18 protein-coding genes are annotated in these 19,156 nt (G+C 58.7%); 14 read left to right on the top strand and 4 right to left on the bottom strand.

Translation table 11 applies throughout. From position 1 onward, the window contains the following. Complete coding sequence (locus tag JYB84_RS03715) at positions 1–531, top strand: hypothetical protein (RefSeq protein WP_228290877.1); 531 nt, start codon at positions 1–3, stop codon at positions 529–531. On the opposite strand, the gene JYB84_RS03710 is transcribed toward JYB84_RS03715, so the two are convergent. Continuing rightward, entirely contained in the window at positions 473–1,039 is a 567-nt protein-coding gene (locus JYB84_RS03710; RefSeq protein WP_207322109.1) for a DUF6942 family protein, read from the bottom strand. The two genes, JYB84_RS03715 and JYB84_RS03710, sit on opposite strands and share 59 nt — an antisense overlap. 132 nt (positions 1,040–1,171) lie before the next feature. Here JYB84_RS03710 and zapE point away from each other — a divergent pair, with 132 nt between their 5' ends. Further along, the gene (gene zapE, locus JYB84_RS03705; RefSeq protein WP_207322108.1) at positions 1,172–2,335 is read left to right on the top strand and encodes a cell division protein ZapE; all 1,164 of its coding nucleotides are present in this window, start codon (positions 1,172–1,174) and stop codon (positions 2,333–2,335) included. Here zapE and JYB84_RS03700 read toward each other — a convergent pair. After that, positions 2,332–3,798: an amidohydrolase family protein gene (locus tag JYB84_RS03700; protein ID WP_207322107.1), complete on the bottom strand. Its 1,467-nt coding sequence runs from the start codon at positions 3,796–3,798 to the stop codon at positions 2,332–2,334. The two genes, zapE and JYB84_RS03700, sit on opposite strands and share 4 nt — an antisense overlap. A 135-nt stretch (positions 3,799–3,933) precedes the next feature. Between JYB84_RS03700 and JYB84_RS03695 the strand changes: the two genes are divergently transcribed. After that, positions 3,934–4,815, top strand: a complete 882-nt coding sequence (locus tag JYB84_RS03695) for a LysR substrate-binding domain-containing protein (RefSeq protein WP_207322106.1) — start codon at positions 3,934–3,936, stop codon at positions 4,813–4,815. Here JYB84_RS03695 and glnE read toward each other — a convergent pair. Then, entirely contained in the window at positions 4,812–7,610 is a 2,799-nt protein-coding gene (gene glnE, locus JYB84_RS03690; RefSeq protein WP_228290949.1) for a bifunctional [glutamate--ammonia ligase]-adenylyl-L-tyrosine phosphorylase/[glutamate--ammonia-ligase] adenylyltransferase, read from the bottom strand. The two genes, JYB84_RS03695 and glnE, sit on opposite strands and share 4 nt — an antisense overlap. A 262-nt stretch (positions 7,611–7,872) precedes the next feature. Between glnE and JYB84_RS03685 the strand changes: the two genes are divergently transcribed. The 8 genes from JYB84_RS03685 to JYB84_RS03650 all read left to right on the top strand — a co-directional run bounded on the left by JYB84_RS03685 (position 7,873) and on the right by JYB84_RS03650 (position 14,576). Further along, on the top strand, positions 7,873–8,832 hold the full coding sequence (locus JYB84_RS03685; RefSeq protein WP_207322104.1) for a hypothetical protein: 960 nt from the start codon (positions 7,873–7,875) through the stop codon (positions 8,830–8,832). A 17-nt stretch (positions 8,833–8,849) separates the two neighbouring features. Further along, positions 8,850–9,749 (top strand): DUF350 domain-containing protein, encoded by a 900-nt coding sequence (locus JYB84_RS03680; RefSeq protein WP_207322103.1) that lies wholly within the window; start codon positions 8,850–8,852, stop codon positions 9,747–9,749. 11 nt (positions 9,750–9,760) lie between these two features. Next, positions 9,761–11,485 (top strand): polyamine aminopropyltransferase, encoded by a 1,725-nt coding sequence (locus JYB84_RS03675; RefSeq protein ID WP_407696012.1) that lies wholly within the window; start codon positions 9,761–9,763, stop codon positions 11,483–11,485. A gap of 100 nt (positions 11,486–11,585) precedes the next feature. Further along, positions 11,586–11,999: a YjfI family protein gene (locus JYB84_RS03670; RefSeq protein WP_207322102.1), complete on the top strand. Its 414-nt coding sequence runs from the start codon at positions 11,586–11,588 to the stop codon at positions 11,997–11,999. A gap of 11 nt (positions 12,000–12,010) precedes the next feature. Continuing rightward, positions 12,011–12,700: a PspA/IM30 family protein gene (locus JYB84_RS03665; protein WP_207322101.1), complete on the top strand. Its 690-nt coding sequence runs from the start codon at positions 12,011–12,013 to the stop codon at positions 12,698–12,700. 65 nt (positions 12,701–12,765) lie between these two features. After that, positions 12,766–13,410, top strand: a complete 645-nt coding sequence (locus JYB84_RS03660) for a hypothetical protein (RefSeq protein ID WP_207322100.1) — start codon at positions 12,766–12,768, stop codon at positions 13,408–13,410. 4 nt (positions 13,411–13,414) lie between these two features. Further along, positions 13,415–13,756 (top strand): hypothetical protein, encoded by a 342-nt coding sequence (locus tag JYB84_RS03655; RefSeq protein WP_207322099.1) that lies wholly within the window; start codon positions 13,415–13,417, stop codon positions 13,754–13,756. A gap of 13 nt (positions 13,757–13,769) precedes the next feature. After that, a complete protein-coding gene (locus JYB84_RS03650; RefSeq protein WP_207322098.1) occupies positions 13,770–14,576 on the top strand; it encodes a potassium channel family protein in 807 nt (268 codons plus the stop codon). A gap of 67 nt (positions 14,577–14,643) precedes the next feature. On the opposite strand, the gene JYB84_RS03645 is transcribed toward JYB84_RS03650, so the two are convergent. Next, positions 14,644–16,113: a CYTH domain-containing protein gene (locus JYB84_RS03645; protein ID WP_207322097.1), complete on the bottom strand. Its 1,470-nt coding sequence runs from the start codon at positions 16,111–16,113 to the stop codon at positions 14,644–14,646. A 234-nt stretch (positions 16,114–16,347) separates the two neighbouring features. On the opposite strand from JYB84_RS03645, the gene JYB84_RS03640 reads away from it, so the two are divergent. The 3 genes from JYB84_RS03640 to JYB84_RS03630 all read left to right on the top strand — a co-directional run bounded on the left by JYB84_RS03640 (position 16,348) and on the right by JYB84_RS03630 (position 19,012). Further along, positions 16,348–17,028 carry a TIGR00153 family protein gene (locus JYB84_RS03640; protein WP_207322096.1) on the top strand — a complete coding sequence of 227 codons (681 nt, stop codon included), beginning with the start codon at positions 16,348–16,350 and terminating at the stop codon, positions 17,026–17,028. A 26-nt stretch (positions 17,029–17,054) separates the two neighbouring features. Next, on the top strand, positions 17,055–18,323 hold the full coding sequence (locus JYB84_RS03635) for an inorganic phosphate transporter (protein ID WP_207322095.1): 1,269 nt from the start codon (positions 17,055–17,057) through the stop codon (positions 18,321–18,323). Positions 18,324–18,433: 110 nt separating this feature from the next. Further along, complete coding sequence (locus tag JYB84_RS03630) at positions 18,434–19,012, top strand: TIGR04211 family SH3 domain-containing protein (protein ID WP_407696011.1); 579 nt, start codon at positions 18,434–18,436, stop codon at positions 19,010–19,012. Positions 19,013–19,156 lie beyond the last annotated feature (144 nt).

Genomic DNA, 19,156 nt, shown 5'->3' with positions numbered 1-19,156 from the left:
ATGAAAAGGCTCAATGGTTATCCCAACGGATTTTTCTATTTACTGATTGGCGCCATGGCGCTGGTGGGCTTGTCGGGCCTGGCCATGCTGCCCTGGGTTGCGGAATTCAAACTGGAGCTGGATGTGGGCATCCAACTCGCTCATGGCTGGCGCCAACCCATAGTGGTGAGCCATATGCTGGCGGCCTACGGCCTGTTGCTGCTGCTCGGCGCCCTGTGGCAGGTGCATATCCGCGCCGGTTGGCGTCGGCGCGAGAACCACCGCAGCGGTCTGATCCTGACGTTGTCACTGCTGTTGCTGGCACTGACGGGGCTTGGGCTCTATTACCTTGGCGACGAAGATTGGCAACTTTACGCCAGCCTGCTGCACTCAGGCCTGGGGAACCTGCTGCTGCTGCTGTTCCTCTGGCACTGGCACCATGGCATCAAGGTCAGGCGGGCAACCATAGAGGCGGCCAAACACAGGCAGTCTGTCAGGCACCGGACCAATCAAATCCCTCAGCCAGCAGGGACACCAGAAATTCTATCTTGATATCAGACAGCTGGCGGTAGTCGAAGTAGGGGCAGACAATCAGCCGCCTGCGGCGGTCGATGGCAAACTCAGGATTAAGCCAGTCCAGCTCGGCCACCAGCCGCCCCTCGTCCAGTAACTGCTTGGCCCAGGTGCGGCCCATGATGAGGTGCACTCGGCCGTCATCAAGGGTTGCGGGGGGCTCAAACAGCAGCGCCGTCCCCGAGCCCGGTTGCAGCAAGAGGTCATCCCGGTACTGCTGCCATTCCGAAAATTCCTCTAGCCGGGCCAGCGGCGGCTCTTGCGCCAATCCCGCTTGCTTCATGGCCCACAGCAGTTTGGCGTAGACATTGAACACCTTGCGCCAGCCATTGCCACAGGCATCCCCTATGGCCTTGATCTCACCCGCCACCAGGGGACGGCAACTATCCAGCTGCTGCAAGCCCATAAAGGGCGGCCTGTTGCCTATGCAGACGCCAAATTGATAATTGCCATCGCCCAGGCCCACGGGCGTGTTTTCCCCACTCATGCCTTCTACCTCGCCAAACATCCCGGTATGCGGGACTGAAATGGCCACCAGCATAGGAGATCCGCCGCAAGACTCCAAGGACTGCCGCCGGGCTGGTATACTGACGGCCTTGTTTATCTTATTGCCAAGCAGATGCCGGACAGCAGCCACGCCTTTGATGCCAACTCTCCCTTAGATGCCAACTCGCCCTACGGGCGCTATCACCAGTTGTGCCAACAGCTGGCGCTGGACTTTGATCCCGCCCAGCAGGCGGCGCTGGCGGCACTGCAACAGCGATTCGAAGGGCTCAATGTGGGCGAGCGCGGCCGCGGTCTCTATCTCTGGGGCGATGTGGGCCGCGGCAAGACCCTGCTGATGGACCTGTTTCACGCCTCCCTCGGTAACATGCCCAGCCTCAGGCTGCACTTTCACCGTTTTATGGCCCGGATCCACAGGGAACTGAACCTGCTCAGCGGCGTCAGGGATCCCCTTAAGCACCTTGCGCGGGAGTTGGCCAAAGACTGTAAGGTGCTCTGCTTTGATGAGTTTTTTGTCTCCGACATAGGGGATGCCATCATACTCGGGCGCCTGTGCGAGGCCCTGTTCGAGCAGGGAGTGCTGCTGGTGGCGACCTCCAATACCCCCATCCCCAGGCTGTATGAGAACGGGCTGCAGCGGGAGCGCTTCCTGCCCGCCATTGCCCTGCTGGAGCAGCAACTGGAGTCGATTCACCTCGATGGCAAGCGGGATCACAGGCTAAAAACTATGGCAACGGATATTCCCCACGGCCCGCTGCCGCGCTGGCAACTGGGGGGTGAACCCAATTTCGATGCCTTGTTCAATGATGCCTTGCTCAGTGAAAAGGGGAAGAATGCACTTGAGGTGCAGGTGCTGGGACGGCCCATAGCCGCGGTTCGCGCCGGAGCCGGACGAGCCTGGTTCAACTTTAACGCCCTCTGTGAAGGGCCCAGGTCCCAGCTCGATTACATGGCGCTGGCAGAGCAGTTTGACTTGCTGGTGCTCAGCGATGTGCCGCGCCTCGGCGGCGAGCCCAGGGGCTGGATCCGCGCCCGCGGTACCGAAGATGGGGTTGAGGCCACGGCCACAGGCGAGCGCATCCTCAGCTATGCGCCGGAGGACGATGCCGCCCGGCGCTTTATCGCCCTGGTGGACGAATTTTATGACCAGGGTAAACAGCTGTACCTGCACACCCTGGTGCCATTGACCGAGCTGTATTGTCAGGGCGCCCTGAGTTTTGAATTTCGCCGCACCCACAGCCGGCTGCAGCAGATGCTGCGCGCCGACTGGCCGGGTTAAATCCCGCGGCGGCCGGTATTGAGGATCTGCACCGCAGCGGCTGCATTGCCAAGCCAGGTGTCCAGCTGCGCCCTTTCATGGAATTCGCCACCCTGGATTAACGCCTCTATCTGCATGGTGGCGCTGATGTCCGCCAAGGGGTTGGCACGCAGCAGCAAGAGATCCGCCCGCTTGCCCTCGGCTATGCTGCCATAATCCTTTTCCAGTCCCATAAATCTGGCGCCGTCGAGGGTGGCGGCACGCAAAATTCTCGCCGGGCTCAATCCCGCCTGCTGCCACAGTTGCAGCTCGCTGTGCAGCCCCTCAGCCGGGTACACATAGGTATTGAGCGCTGCCGAATCACTGCCCGCCAGCAACATGACCCCGGCCGCGTCCAACCTGGATAGCTGCGCCGCTTCATCCTGATACTTCTGCTTTCGGGCTTGCCATTGGGCCGGCGTTTGCTCGCCCATGCGCTCAATGCGCCAACTGTATTTGTCGGTGAAGGCCGAGGTCAGGTAACGCAAAAAGCCGTCGGCACTGTGGTCGGTAGCGTCGAGGTTGGCCAGCTGATAACCGCCTATCAGGGTTGGGGTCACGGCCACACCTTGGGCGGCAAGCATGCGGTAGCCCTTGTCGGCCAGGGTCTGATCGAATCCCAGGCCATAACGGGCCGCAGCCTCCTTGACTTCCAGGGTGCCGGAGCGCACCGATGCCGCTATCTCCGGCTCATCCTGATGCCCAAGGCGCAGCACATAGGACAGATGCTCTATGCTCGACAGCCCGGCATTCGCGGCCTCAGCCACAGAGACGCCATAAGGAATGTGGCTTGATACCCGGTAGCCACGGCGACGCGCCTCGGCCACGGTTTTCAGATAGAGTTCCGGTTGCAATGTGTTTTCGGTGATCTTGATAAAATCCACCCCCATGGCGGTGAGCTTGTCCATACCCCGCGCCATGGCCGCCTCATCGCCCACTTCCAGATCGCCATTCCAAAGGGAATCTATGCCCTCAAATTTTTGCCCGGCGGAGAAAATACGCGGCCCCACACGCTCACCATTGGCGATTTGCTTACGCCACACCATGACCTCGGGGGCGAGATCGCTGGCCGCTTCCCGCACCGCCGTGATGCCGTAAGCAAGGTACAGGGGCAGCAACAGTGCATTGTCCTCCACCAACTCCCGGCCCTCAAAGTGCACATGCATATCCCACAGCGACGGCATCAGATACCGGCCCCCCAGATCCCGACTGCTGTCCGCCACCAGCACCTCGGTTGCCGGGGCGATACGCACTATGCGGCCATCTTCAATCAGCATTTGCCTGTCCTGCAGCAGCCGTCCCTGCTCCACGTCCACCAGCTGGAAATGGGTCAGTTTCAGGGTCTCGGCCTGAAGTGGTGCAGCCAAGGCCAAGGCCAGGCAGAGTGCGGAAACAAGGCTTGGGTGCTTTCCGGGATGAGGAGAAGAGAGCTTGAGCAGGGGCATGGGCTTGGGTCCTTTTGGGAATATTGTTGTAATCAACCCAGTCTAGGGGCGGACAAATTGATTTAGAAATTAAATAAAGAAATAATCATCAGTGGATTTTCCACTACGACTTAAACCGAAAACAGACTGAACTCTATGACAGACCCGGCCTCTCCCGCGAACCAGGGACTTTTGGATCCCGTATTGCTGCGCGCCTTTGTGGCCGTGGCCGACAGCGGCAGTTTCACCCGCGCTGCGGCGGCCACCCACCTGACCCAGTCCACCGTCAGTCAGCAGCTTAAACGGCTTGAGCAGCAATTGGGCTATGAGCTGCTCGACCGCAAGGGCCGCTATGCAGTGCCGACGCCGGAGGGCGAGCGTCTTCTGAGTTATGCCAGAAACATACTGGCGCTGATGTTGGAGGCCGGCAGCACTATGCAGCGTCAACGCCTGCTGCGGCTCGGGGTTGCCGAAGACTTTGCCGGTGATACCCTGATGCCGGTTCTGCAGGCAGTTCGAGCACAGTATCCGGATCTGCGCCTGGAGCTCAGCTCAGGGCTCAGTAAGCCCCTGTACCAGGGATTCAGGGAAGGAGAATTGGATCTGGTGTTGATAAAGCAGCGCCAGGCTGAGCACAGCGCCCGGGCCAGCTGGCCCGAACCCCTGTGCTGGATGGCAGCCAAGGGCTGGCAGTTTGACAGCGGGCAGCCCTTGCCCCTGGTGTCTTTTCCACCGGGGGGGCTGTATCGCAATGAAATGGGCCAGCTGTTGGATGAGGCCGGCATCCCCTGGCAACTGACCTACAGCAGCAACTCCCTCGAAGGGGTGCTGTGTGCCGTGGCGGCGGGCCTGGGTGTCAGCCTGCTGCCGGCCCGCCTGCTCAGACCCGGGCAACATAGCGAGGTGCAAGCCCTGCCCCCGGCCTTACCCATGGAGCTGGCCTTGCATCAGGCCCCCGTCGCCGGGCCCGAACTGCAGTTCCTGGCCCGGGAAATTCAGCGCCATTGCGACCTGCTGATGTCAGGAAGCGCCTACTAATTCGCCCCTGCGCCGAGCACGGCCTCGTAAATGGTACAGACCCGCTCCACATGGTCCTCCACCTGATCCAGCGGCAGTTGCCCTGCCTGACCGGCCAGGGTCAACCTGTGGTTTTCATCCCTTAAGGTGCAATAGGCCTGGGTCAGGTGCTGGGCCACCGGCAGCTCCAGCAGCTCCAGTTCGGCCGCGGTCTGAAAGATGCGCACATTGTCGCTCCACACCGCCATTTCCGGCCAGTTGTGACTGTTGGCCAGCACCAGATACTGGGCAATAAATTCTATGTCGGCAATGCCGCCGGCGCTCTGCTTGAGGTCAAACATGCCGCTGTCCACCTTCAGCAGGTGCTCACGCATCTTGGTGCGCATATCACGCACCTCGGCCTTGAGTTTGTCGGCGTCACGCTCTTTGGCCAGCACCTCGGCGCGGATGGCGCTGAAGCGCACCGCCAGCGGGTTGTCGCCGAACACAAAGCGTGAGCGCACCAGGGCCTGATGCTCCCATGTCCAGGCCTCGTCGCGCTGGTATTCGCCGAAGCGTTCAATCTCGCTTACCAGCAGGCCGGAGGCGCCGGAGGGCCGCAGGCGCATGTCCACCTCGTACAGCTCGCCTGAGGTGGTGCGGGTGGAGAACAGGTGCAGAATGCGCTGGGCCAGCTTCAAATAGAAGTGACTTATCTCAATCGGCTTATCGCCATTGGTCATGCCGCTGCCCTGGTAGTTGTGCAGGAACACCAGGTCGAGATCCGAACCATACCCCAGCTCAATACCGCCAAGCTTGCCGTAACCGACCACGGCAAAGCCCATCTGCCCCGGTGTCAGGTGTTCCGGGATCCCGTGGCGGGCCGACACCTGTTGCCAGGCCTGGTGTACCACCTGCTCGATGATGGCCTCGGCAAGGAAGGTCAGGTGATCGCTGACCTGCATGATAGGCAACACCCCGGTGACATCGGCGCTGGCGATTTTCAGCTGCTGCGACAGCTTGAATTGCCGCAGCGCCTCCATTTGCTGTTCCATGTCCTCTTCGGGTACCCGCAGCAGGTACTGGCGCAACTCGCTGCCATAGTCATCCAGGGAGGTGGTGTCGTACAGCTGGGCCGGGTCGATAAGCTCGTCCAGCAGCATGGGGAAACGAGCCAGCTGGGTGGCAATCCAGGGACTGGCGCAGCACAGGCTCACCAGCTGGGCCCGGGCGCCGGGATTTTCGCACAGCAACTCCAGGTAGGTAGTGCGGGTCAGCACCTGCTCCACCACGCCGAACACCGGCTTGAACGCCTTGGAGGGCTGGGGCATGGCCACCAGCTCCGCCAGCAGCCGCGGCATCAGCTTGTCGAGGGTCTCGCGGCCGCGGGGACCGATGGAGCGGCGACTCACTGTGTCGCGCCAGGCGCTGAGCAGGGGCCAGAAATCCGGGTCATCGATTTGCTGATCCCTGAGCAGGGCCTCGGCGTGATCGTCCTGCTGCACGTTCCAGAATTGGTGGGTCCAGTGCTCCTGGTTATCGTCCCCCTCCTCGCCGCCGACTGTGGCGCGGAAATGGCGATGGATCTTGCCCATGGCTGCTTCCAGATGGGTACGCAAATCGATTTCGTTGGCCAGCTCCATGGCATAGCACAGTCGTTGCCAGTCCAGCGGGTTATCAGGCAGGGTCTGGGTTTGCTTGTCATCTATGGCCTGCAGCAGGTTTTCCACCCGTCTGAGCAGCAGATAGCTGTGTTTGAGTTCATCCACCGCCAGGTATTCCAACTGACCCAGGCTGTAGAGGGTGTCTATGGCACCGAACAGACTCTGGGTGCGCAGCGCCGGCTCCCGGCCACCGCGAATAAGCTGGAAGGATTGCACCACGAACTCCACCTCACGGATGCCGCCGGCGCCGAGCTTGATATTGTCCTTGAGCTGACGGCGGCGCACCTCCTGGGCGATAAGCTGTTTCATGCGCCGCAGGGATTCGATGGCGGAAAAGTCGATATAACGACGGTACACAAAGGGGCGCAGCAGGCTGTGCAGCTCGTCGCTGTCGCTGCTCCAGGGGCCGAGGGCCCGGGCCTTGACCATGGCATAACGTTCCCAGTCGCGGCCCTGCTCCTGGTAGTAATCTTCCAGGGCGCTGAAGCTGACCACCAGGGGACCGCTTTCGCCGTAGGGGCGCAGGCGCATATCCACCCGGAACACGAAGCCATCCACTGTCACCTGGTTTAGCAGGTTCACCAGGCGCTGGCCCATGCGGATAAAAAACTGTTGGTTGTCGAGGCTGCGACGGCCTCCCTGGGTTTCGCCGTGTTCGGGGAAGGTGAAGATAAGGTCGATGTCGGAGGAGAAATTCAGCTCCCGGCCACCAAGCTTGCCCATACCGAGGATCATCAGCGTCTGGGGCCGGCCATTGCCGTCCACCGGCGTGCCCAGGCTCTGACACATGTCCTGGTACAGCCAATCCCGGGCGGCGACGATCAGCGCCTCCGCCAGGGCCGAAATGTCCAGCAGGGATTCTTCCAGTTCGCTGTAACCGAGAAAATCACGCCAGGCCAGGCGCACCATGTGCCGATTGCGGAACTGGCGCAGCACAGCCTTGGCTTCGTCTTCACTGCGGACATTGGTCAAATCCTGGTGCAGTTTTTTGTCGAACTCACTGCGTTCTACTTTTTCCAGCTGACCGGCAAAATACTCGGGGATCCACTCGGGATGGCGGCACAGTTCCCGGGCAATAAAATCGCTGAGCCCGAGTACGGTTTCCAGCTCCAGCCGCTGCTCGGCACTCAGGGCCGCCAGGCCTTCGCCCCAGATCTCCTGCAGACGCTCCATGGGTATTACGGCGGCATCCCTGATGGCGGTTGGCGGGGGCGATAAAGGCTTAAGCATACATATTCCCTGGCAAAGTTGACTGTCGACATATTATGTCATTAATGCTATAGATAGGGCTGCGCCCTTCCGGGTGCACCATCCCCGGCTACCGTCCCCTGGATTGGAACGACTGGGAATAAGGTTACTATAAACATCCGCTTGCGGCATATCGGCAAAGAAGATAATTCGTGATCCCGGCCGCAGCGGTGCATTGGGAGAGAAAATGGCAGGTATGCTTACCCGAGCCCTGGTGGCCGCGTTACTGCTTTTACTGGCCGGTTGTGGTGACAACCGCCAGGAGCAGGTGGCGGCGCAAATCAACAAGTACAGCCAGCTCAGCGAGTCGAGAATCGCCAGTCTCGGCGAGCAGCTTCAGCAAGGCAGCATACGCAACGCCATGCTGCTGGAGCACTATGCCGGCTTGTTGGAGTCGCAAAAGCCCGCGCTGGCGCCCCTGGTCAAGCAGCTGGCGCTGGATGCAGGTACCGACGGTGCCCTTTATGGCAGCCTCAAGCGTCGTTTGGAGGAAGCCAAAGATCCGGCCAACTTCATTGATGAGGAAACCCGGCTGCAGGAGCTGGAAAACCTGTATCAGGCCGCCGATCCCGCCCTGTACAACGATCTGCTGTCGGATCCGGTCAATGTGCTGGCGGACATGTCCGACGGTCAACTGGCCAGGGTCAATGCAATCAGCCGCGAGTCAGAATCTCTCGCCAACGGCGCTGACGATCTGGGCCCCGGCAGCCAGCTGGTGGGCAATCCAGCCTATGGTCAATGGCAAACCAACAGCAATGGTACCTCCTTCTGGGCCTGGTACGGCATGTACTCCATGTTCTCCAACCTGTTCAACCGTCCCGTTTATTACGACAACTGGTCCCGTGGTCGCAACTACAGCTATTACCACGATGTGGGCCGCTACCGTTACAGCTCGCCCCGGGACGTGTTGCAGCAGGACAGGGTATTCCAGCAGGAAAAGAAACGCTTTGATTCCCAGGGCAAGCGTTTTGACAGCCCCTATGCCAAGACCCGCAGCGGCGCCAGCGGCCTGTCGCGCCAAAGCAGCCAGGCGCCCAGCAGCCGCCCCAGTGCCGAAAAACCCAAGTTCCGTTCCAACTATGGCAAGGACAGCAGTTTTCGCGATTCGCGCTCCCGTACCACCCGCAGCGTGCGCCGCGGCAAATAACAGCAAAAGGATCCAACATGACACTCTTTACTGATTACGGCATCACCCAGGAACTGGCGATCATTCTGCTTATCGATCTGTCCATTGCCGTGGCGCTGCTGACCGCCATGCGTTATTTGCAGGGCTGGAGCATCAAGGTCAACAGCAGCGACGAGCTGGCGGTCAGGGATAACGTCGCCTTCGGGATCAGCACGGCCGGGGCCGTATTGGCCCTGGGTATAGTGCTCACCGGCGCCATCACAGGCGCTGCCGCCCACGATTACCTGACCGAGGCCATGGGCATGGCCGCCTATGGCCTGTTTGGCCTGGTGCTTATCAAGTGTGGCCGCTGGCTGCATGACAAGATTGCCCTCAACGAACTGAACAAGAACGAGCACGTACTCAAGGGCAACGTGTCCGTGGCCCTGGTGGATGCCAGCGCCGCCCTGGCAACGGCCATCATCATCCGCGCCGTGCTGCTGTGGGCCGAGGATCTGACCCTCAACACCTTTATTGCCATCGCCTCGGCCTTCGCCGTATCCCAGCTGATGCTGGTGTTGCTGACCCGGCTGCTGGAACGCGGCTATGCCGGCCGCAATCAGGGCGCCTCCATGCAGCAGGCCCTGTGCAGCGGTCACACGGCGCTGGCCATACGCCACAGCGGCCACATGCTGGCGCTGGCACTGACCTTCAATGCCGCCAGTCACTTCATTGTGTTCGAACCTACGGCTTATCTGGGTAACCTGCTGGGCTGGCTGTTGTTTTCCGTCATCATGCTGCTGGCACTGACCCTGTTGCTGTGGCTGGTGAAGAAACTGGTATTGGCGCGGATTAATCTCGCCGATGAGGTGGAGCGGCAACACAACACAGGCATAGCCGCCGTGGAGCTGGCCATCAGTATCGCAGTGGCGCTGATCCTTACCGGGCTTATGGCCTGATGGAACAGGGCGTGAGCGAACAGGGCCTGATGGAACCAGTTCAGCCCAAAAGCCGCCTGAGCAGGCTGGATGACGGCCTGCTGCTGGGCATAATGGCGGTACTGGCGGGCTGCGGACTTATCTACGAGTACCTCTTGTCCCACTATGCCGGGCGCATTCTCGGAGCCCTGGAAGCCGCGGTCTACACCATGATAGGCCTGATGATAGTTTCCATGGGCCTGGGTGCCTTTGCCGCCCGCAAGATCCGCTGTGCCTTCACCGGCTTTGCCATATTGGAACTCTTGGTGGCCCTTGCCGGTGCCGGCGCAATAATCTTTACCGCCGCTGCCATCGGCATAAGCCAGCAACTGCCCATGCTGCTGGCGGAAACCCTGGAATTGCCGCCCGACAGGCTGCCCGCCGGTGGCATGTTCGGCCAGCTGCAACAACTGACCCAATACCTGCCCTACGTGTTCGGCGTCCTTTTGGGACTGATGGTGGGCATGGAAATTCCACTGATAGCCCGGGTGCGCCAGTCCCTGTCCGAGGCCCACCTAATCCATAACGCCGGCACTATTTACGGGGCCGACTACATAGGCGCAGGTGTCGGCGCCGCCCTCTGGGTCGGCTGTATGCTGACCCTGGATGTGCAGCTGTCGGCAAGCCTGACCGCCGCCTTTAACCTGTTGGCGGGCCTGGTGTTTATCACCCGCTTCCACGGCAAGATCCGCGGCGCCAATTATCTGCTGCTGGCCCACCTGCTGGCATCCTTGCTGCTGGGACTGCTGGCCATCAAGGGGCCGGATTGGGAGCAGGACTTCAATAATCTGCTTTACAAGGACAAGGTCATCTACAGCCAGGCTACCCGCTTTCAGCAGCTGACCTTCACCGAACGTCTGCGCGGCAAGGGACTGGCCCCCGTGTACTGCCTGTACATTAACGGGCGGCTGCAATTCTCCTCCGCCGATGAGAAGATTTACCATAGCTTCCTGACCCAGGCGCCACTGCTGGCCAGCGCCCGCCACGACAGGATATTGATAGTCGGCGGTGGCGATGGCCTGGCGGCCCGGGATGTATTGCGCTGGCAACCCCGGTCCGTGACCCTGCTGGATTTGGACGAACAGCTGGTGCAGCTGTTTCGGGAACCGCCCGAGGACATGCCGCCAAGGCTTGCCAAGGCACTGTTGGCACTCAATCAGGACGCACTCAGGGATCCGCGCCTGAACCTGGTATTCAACGATGCCTTCAACGGTGTCGATGAGCTGATAGCCAAGGGGGCCAGTTTCGATGCCATCATAGTGGACCTGCCGGACCCCAGCCATCCGGATCTGAACAAGCTGTATTCGGATCTGTTTTACCGCAAGTTGGCGGAATTGCTGAGCCGTGATGGCGCCATCAGCATCCAGTCCACCTCGCCCTATCACGCCAGGGCGGCCTTTATCAGCATAGGCAAGACCCTGGCCGAGGCAGGATTCAAGGTGAATCAATATCACCACAATGTGCCGAGTTTCGGCGAATGGGGTTGGACCCTGGGGACCCTGAACGGCGCCGATGGCAAACAGAGGATTGATACGCTAACCACGCTGCCGGTGACCGACGGTTGGATGACCCCGGAGCTGCTGCGGGGCGCTTTCGCCTTTCCGGCGGATTTCTACCGCGACAGTGACGCGATTAAGGCCAACAGCATAGGCTCCTTCACCCTGTATCAGTACCACCTCAAGGCCTGGGCCGAGAGCGAAGGGGAAGCTCTTTATTAAGCTTTATTAATCAGCAGTAAAAACCGTCGGGATAGTGCTTGACATATTATGTCGCAATGCTATCTTGGAACACAGACATAATATGTCAGAGAGGACAAATATGAATATCCACGCGATTGCCAATCACCTCAATGGACTGGGAGATAACAGCCAGACGGGTTTCCAATTTGATTGTTATCCCATCGATGGAGATGTGGAAGTACTGCAGGTCAACGTTGTTGGCCGTGAAGAAATACCTGTGTTTGTGTCGGTAACTGACAACCAAATCCTCTGCATCAGCTACCTCTGGGGCGAAGATGAAGTCAGGCAGGAACGCCGCGCCGAAATGTTTGAAACCATGTTGGAGTTGAACATCCCCATGCCACTGTCGGCCTTCGCCAAGATTGACGACAAGTACGTGGCCTACGGGGCCCTGTCACTCAAGTCCAGCATGGAAGAGATTGAGCAGGAACTGGCAGTCCTGTCCGATAACTGCCTCGAAATCATTGATGAAATGGTCGATTACCTGAAATAAGGAGCCAGATTATGGGCATACTGAACAAAATCCTCACCGCCTTTCGTGGCGGCGCTACCGAAATTGGCCAAAGCATTGTCGATGCCAATTCCACCCGTATCTTCGAACAGGAAATCCGTGATGCCGAGCGTCACCTGACCAAGGCCAAGCGCGATCTGACCGACGTAATGGCCAAGGAAATGCAGGCCAGCCGTGAAATCGACCGCCTGAAGCGCGCCGTCGCCGAACACGAAGGCTATGCTACCCAGGCACTGGACAAGGGTAACGAAACCCTGGCCCTGGAAGTGGCCGAGAAGATTGCCCAGCTGGAGCAAGAACTGGCCGATCAACAAAGCGCCAACGAGAGCTACAGCGCCCACGCGGTCAAGCTCAAGGATCTGGTGAAGAAGACCGAACGCCAACTGGCGGACTATCAGCGTCAGCTGTCCATGGTCAAGACCACGGAAAGCGTGCAGAAGGCCACGGCTTCCATCACTGACTCCTTCGCCTCCAGCAACTCCAAGCTGCTTAATGCCAAGGACTCACTGGAGCGGATCAAGGCCCGCCAGCAGCAATTCGACGACCGTCTGAAGGCCGCCGAGACGCTGGAAGCGGAAAACAGTGACAAGTCACTGGCCGCCAAACTGGCCGAAGCCGGCATTGGCGAGTCCAAGAACGACGCCAACTCTGTCCTTGAGCGCATCAAGGCCCGCAAGGGTTAAGCCCCCTTGCAATGGACACCCGGCCCTGGCCGGGTGTCTTTGTTGATCCAGCATCAGGAGTAACCATGGGATTCCTCAAAGGCCTGTTCGGCACCAAAGCCGAGCCACCAAAACGCCAACTCAACCACCCGCGCCAATTGCAGGTGGGCGACATGATCACTCTGGACACCGACTTCGGCCTGCCGACCCAACTTAGGGGCCAGCAGTTCAGGGTAGAAGCGGTCAACACCTATGAATACAGCCGCAGCCAGCATCCCGAGTGGGTACTCAAGGGCTACAGCGGTGATACCGTATTCCTTGGACTGGACGAAGACGATGAATGCTCATTGGTGTTTTCCATCACCATCACCCGCCCAGAGGTCGACAGCCTGTTTGGCCTGGATGCCTTCGGTGAGATTTTCGAGGAAGAGCAAAAGGCCGAGTTGCAGACCCTCGCCGTCCCCGAGCGTCTTGAGCAATGGGTTGGAAAACAATACCATGAAGTCAGTTTCGCCGAGTTTGGCTACTTCCACCGTCAGGACTATCGCGGCCTGAAACCACCCCAGGATGCCAATGGTGCCTGTGGTGACGCCTTCGAAGCTTATGGGCTGGAGGATGACAGCGGTGAGCGGGCTCTGGAAGTGGAAGTTTATGAAGGCGGTGATACCGAGGTTTGTGTCAGCCTGTACCGCCCACTGAGCGACATACGAGAATACTGGCCAGGAAGTTAATGCCATGAGCAAAACCAAACACCCTTTGCCGGATACCTGGCTGCAAAACCAAAAGGCCGCCAAAGCCACCCAGGTGGCCTTTGATTTGGATGAAAAGTTCCAGTATTCCATTCGCAAAGCGGCTTTGGATGCCGGGGTGAGCCCGTCGGATCAAATTCGCACCATACTGGGCTTGTCTGTGGCCAAGCGTCCCAAACGCCCCAGGCTCACAGTCTCCCTGAGCGAAGAGGATTATGTCCAGCTGGCGGAGCGCTATGGCCTGGCCAGCGATGCCCAACTGGAAATCAAACGGCGGGTGCTGGATGACCTGGTGCACTTCGTCGACCAGGAAGAGGCCAAGGACTGACGATGGCACACAAATGACGGCACAGACAAAACACCACAGCAATCTGAAACTCCTGGCGCCCAGCCCCATAGAGCTGGCGATGATGCTGTTATCCTTGCTGTCTGTGGTGGTGGTGCTGACCCTGACCTTTGTCAAACTCGACGACGAAACCGAGCGGCTGCTGTTCTACATAGACACCAGCATCTGCGTGATTTTTCTCAGCCACTTCGGCGTCCAGCTGCTGCGCGCCCGCGATAAAGTGTTTTTTCTGCGCCACCACTGGATAGATCTGGTGGCCAGTATCCCCGCCATTGAAACCCTGAGATTTGCCAGGCTGTTCCAGATCCTGCGGGTGATCCGCCTGCTGCGCATGAGCCGCTCTCTGTTCAAACAACTGGTGCGCCAGCGCCGCCAGGCCACGGTCGCCAGCCTGTTGGTGGCCATGGTGACCATACTGACCTTGTCTTCGGTGGCGATTCTGTTGGTGGAAGCCGGTGCCGAAGGGGCCAATATCCATACCGCCGAGCAGGCCATCTGGTGGGCCATGGTGACCATATCCACTGTGGGCTACGGCGATCACTATCCGGTCACCAGTGCCGGCCATTTCGTGGGCGCTTTGGTGATCATCTGCGGCGTGAGTTTCTTCGGGGTGATTTCCGGTTACATGGCATCGCTGTTCGTGATGCCCGACGAAGAAGAAATGTTGGAGGCCAAGAGCGACAGCCTGCGCCAGGATCTCGATGCCGTGTTGGCACGGATGGAAGCCAATCAGGCCGCCTTGCTCAAGGAGGTGACCGAACTAAAACAGGCCCTATCCGAGCGCAGCGACCGAAATAAATAGCGCAGCGACCGACATAAATAGCGCAGCGCCCCGCAGCAATAGCACGGGCGCTGCATGCGGCCCGGTCTCAGCGCCAATAGGGTTGTTGTTTCAGCGCCGCCTGGCGTGACTGTTCCATGGCAAACGCCAGGCTCTGGGTCTTATCGTCCAGCCATTGCTGCAACTCGCCATTGTCTCCACACATCTGCCCCATCAAGCCATAGGCCAGCAACACCAGGATCCCCTGGCGCAGATCTTCCCACGGTGCCCGGAAAACACGGCGGCTGTCCATGGGAAACAGATTGCCATAGGCCAGCCCCACCAGCAGCGCCGCGTCCAGGGCCCGGCCCGCCTGGCGATATTCATCCAGACTCAAGGGCTTACCCAGCGGCATAGCCTGGTGGATCGCTTCCCACGCCGCCTCCAACTGCCCACAGGCAAAGTCCGCCAGGGTGCCGTTTCCGCCCTTCAAGCCTTCCAGCATCATGGACACCAGCTGCAACTGCAGTTGGCCGTAGGCCGGAAGTTGCCACAACTTTTCCAGCCTGCTGGCAAAGTTAAGCTCCGCCAAAGCCTGCAGCGCCCGCTGGGACAGCTCGGTTGCATCGCTGCGACGACCGAAGATCTGCTGCTGATTACCGGCCAATTGTGCCAGCGCCTGGGCGTCGTCGACAAAATCCAGTTGTGCCCTCACCTCGGCAAAACCCTCGGCCATGTTGGGCTCCAGCATGCCGAACTGGCTCAAAGTGGATTCGAGCAAGGTGATACAGGCCAGCAAACGCTGCCAAAGATCGGCACAATCCCGGGGCTGGTCCACGGAGGCAAGTATCATGGCCTCCAACAGTTGCCAGCGCTCCAGTGCGGTTTCCAGCAGCAGCGTAAAGCACTGGCCGAGTTCCAGATCCCGCGCGAGCGGCATCACAGCCAGGGCATCCAGTGTCTGCGCCTTGCCCTTGCCTGCCAACTGATAGCCGCGTTGGGCCTTGCTGGCCTTGCCCAGCCGCAGCGGCACCTTGTTCGCCAATTGCTGCGCCAGGGTCAGCAGTGCCTTGGGGCTGCCTTCCAGCAGTTCAAATTCGATCTCACACAGGGGTTCTTCTCGACCTGCGGCTCGGATAACACCCTGATCCAGTGCAATTTCGACCAGGCTGTCATCAAGGCGTACGTGCCAACTGTGGCGGTTGAAATCGGTATTGAACACACAACCGAGCTGGGCCTGCACCTCAGTCAGATCCGCACCTTCAGGCCAGATTTCGGCGGGAAACAGCCCAAGATCCGGCACATCACCCCTGATGGTGACATTGTATTCCGGGCGTGAGTGAATGCCACCGGCAACCTTGCCCGCGGTTTTTATGGTCTGTTCCCGGAAATCATCTATACCGCGGACCCGCAGGCCCATGTCCCAACGCCGCAGCTGCAGATCCGGGGTATCAAAATAGCCGTTGAATAACTGCTTGGCGCCCTTGCTTTGTGCGCCATTGAGATCGTTAATTAGGGAGGTGAGTGCGGATTTGTGTTCCGGTGGAAAAAACAGCTTAAGTTCTATCTCGGCATCCATGGGGGAGAAATGCTCACTTTGTCATCAATAATTCATGTATATGTCACTATAAATTCATAATGTCATATTGCTGTCACAAAACTCATCTAGAATTTGGGACTCGGGTTGGGTTATAACCCGAATGTATAAGAACTGTCTTCAAATATGTGAAAACACAGTTTCAATACGCGGACGCTTGAGTTACCATGCGCCCGCAATTTCCAACGGTGGAATAACCTAAATAGGTAAACGGCTATGCCAGTAAACTCTATTTTGGGCGTGTTTGCAAAATCGCCAATCAAGCCTCTGCAAGACCATATCGACAAAGTGAATGAGTGTGCGTCCATACTTGTTCCCTTCTTTAATGCGACTGTCTCCGGTGACTGGGATACCGCAACCGAGCTTCGCAAGCAGATCAGCAAAACCGAAAAAGAAGCGGATGCCCTCAAGCGTGAAATCCGTCTGACCCTGCCCGGTGGCCTGTTCATGCCGGTCGAACGTACCGACCTGCTGGAACTGCTGACTCAGCAAGACAAGATTGCCAATAAAGCCAAGGACATTTCCGGCCGTGTTATCGGTCGTCAATTGGTGATCCCGCCTGCCATTCAGGCGCCCTTCTCTGCCTACCTGCAGCGTTGTCTCGATGCTGTCAGCCTGGCAAAAGAAGCCATCAACGAACTCGACGAACTGCTGGAAACGGGTTTCCGCGGTCGCGAAGTGGACTTGGTGGCCAAAATGATCAGTGAACTCGATGTGCTCGAAGAAGACACTGATGATCTGCAGATCCAGGTCCGTCGCGGCTTGTACGCCGTAGAATCGGAACTGAATCCCGTCGACGTGATGTTCCTCTACAAGATAATAGAGTGGGTTGGAGACCTGGCAGATCTTGCCGAGCGTGTAGGTTCCCGCCTTGAGCTGATGCTGGCTCGCGTCTAACTGTCTAAGGTTATCAAGGTAATAACATGGTTGATGTATTTGTCACCTATGGCCCGTGGCTGATTGCCATCGCGGCCGCATTTGGTTTTTTTATGGCCTGGGGTATCGGCGCCAACGACGTGGCTAACGCCATGGGGACTTCCGTTGGTTCCAACGCCATTACCATTAAACAAGCCATCATCATTGCGATGATATTTGAATTTGCCGGCGCCTATCTGGCCGGTGGGGAAGTGACCAGCACTATCCGTGATGGCATCATAGATGCCAGCTATTTCACCGATACGCCTGAACTGCTGGTGTACGGCATGATAGGCTCACTGTTGGCCGCCGGTATCTGGTTGGTAGTGGCTTCAGCTTTGGGCTGGCCCGTATCCACCACTCACTCCATCGTCGGTGCCATCATTGGTTTTGCCGCCGTGGGCGTGAGCGCAGATTCCGTTGCCTGGGGTAAGGTGGTTGGCATAGTGGGTTCCTGGGTTGTTACCCCGGCCATTTCCGGTTTCATCGCCTTCCTGATCTTCCAAAGTGCCCAGAAGTTGATCTTCAACACCGACAAGCCGCTGGAAAACGCCAAGCGTTACGTACCTTTCTACATGATGCTGGCCGGTTTCGTGCTGTCGCTGGTGACCATCAAGAAAGGCCTCAAGCACGTGGGTCTGCACTTCAGCGATGTTGAAGCCTACGGTCTGGCCCTGGCCATCGGCGTGGTTATCGCCATTGTCGGCAAGCTGTTCATCGGTCGTCTGAAGATGTCCGAGAAGACAGACCGCCATACCCAGTTTGCCAACGTGGAAAAAGTGTTTGCCGTGCTGATGGTGGTTTCTGCCTGTTGTATGGCCTTTGCCCACGGTTCCAACGACGTGGCCAACGCCATCGGCCCCCTGGCTGCCGTGGTATCTGTGGTCAACAGCGGTGGTGAAATTGCCTCCAAGTCGCCACTGGTATGGTGGATCCTGCCCCTGGGTGGTTTCGGTATCGTTGCCGGTCTGGCCATCTTCGGCAGTCGCGTAATGCAGACCATAGGTAAGAACATCACTCACCTGACCCCAAGCCGTGGCTTCGCCGCCGAACTGGCTGCCGCTGCGACCGTGGTGATAGCCTCCGGAACCGGTCTGCCTATCTCCACCACCCAAACCCTGGTGGGTGCGGTTCTCGGTGTGGGTATGGCCCGTGGTATCGCCGCCATCAACATTGGCGTGGTACGCAACATTGTGGTGTCCTGGGTAGTAACCCTGCCTGCCGGTGCCGGCCTGTCGATCATCTTCTTCTACATGATCAAAGGCACATTCAGCTGATTTACCGCGCCAATAGGCTGATTACAGAGGGAAGTCCAAGGACTTCCCTCTTGCATTGGCGGCCATGAATCCCTAGCATGTGGCTATCTTTTGCCTTAGAGAATTCAGCAGTGATGAGATTCCTTCTCCTGGCCGGAGCCCTGCTCCTGTCCCCCGCCCTGCTCGCCGCAGGACAACAGCGTTACATCTCAGACAACGTCTTCATCTACCTTCACAATGGTCCCGGTACCCAGTACCGCATTCTGGGTTCCATCGAAGCCGGCCAACCGGTGCAGTTTCTGGGTGAAACCCAGGATGACTACAGCAAGGTCATCGACCATAAGGGCCGCGAAGGCTGGGTCGCCAATGACATGCTCAGCAATGAGCCCAGCCTGCGGGAGCGCATGCCGCAACTGGAAACCGAACTGGCCAGCGTGAAAGAACAACTCGCCAATCTGGAAGCGAATCAGAGCGATGCCGGCAGTCGCATTGAAAATCTGCAGACCCAGTTAAAGCAAGCCGAGGATGCCCTCGCCAAGGCCAATCTGGAGCGTGACAGCGCCATGGCCAAGGTCAATGATGTGCAGGATAACGCCCGCTACCGCATGTGGCAGGAAGGTGGCCTGATCGCCGCCATCGGTGCCCTGATAGGCATTATTTTGGTGTACCTGCCCCGCCCACAGCGCCGTAAAAAGAACCGCTGGATGTAACCCTGCTTTATCCCCGGGTTCCCTTGCAATCAAACAAGGGAACCCTGTCAATCCAGCGTTACGCACGCTGAAATTAATCCAAATCAAACAAAATTCACTATCCTTGGTGCCGGAGTGTTGTACTTGTGCTTTTGCAGGTATAAT

The organism is Shewanella cyperi, assembly GCF_017354985.1.
GTDB classification, from domain to species: Bacteria; Pseudomonadota; Gammaproteobacteria; order Enterobacterales; family Shewanellaceae; genus Shewanella; species Shewanella cyperi.
This window is presented reverse-complemented; position numbering and strand designations above follow the sequence as displayed.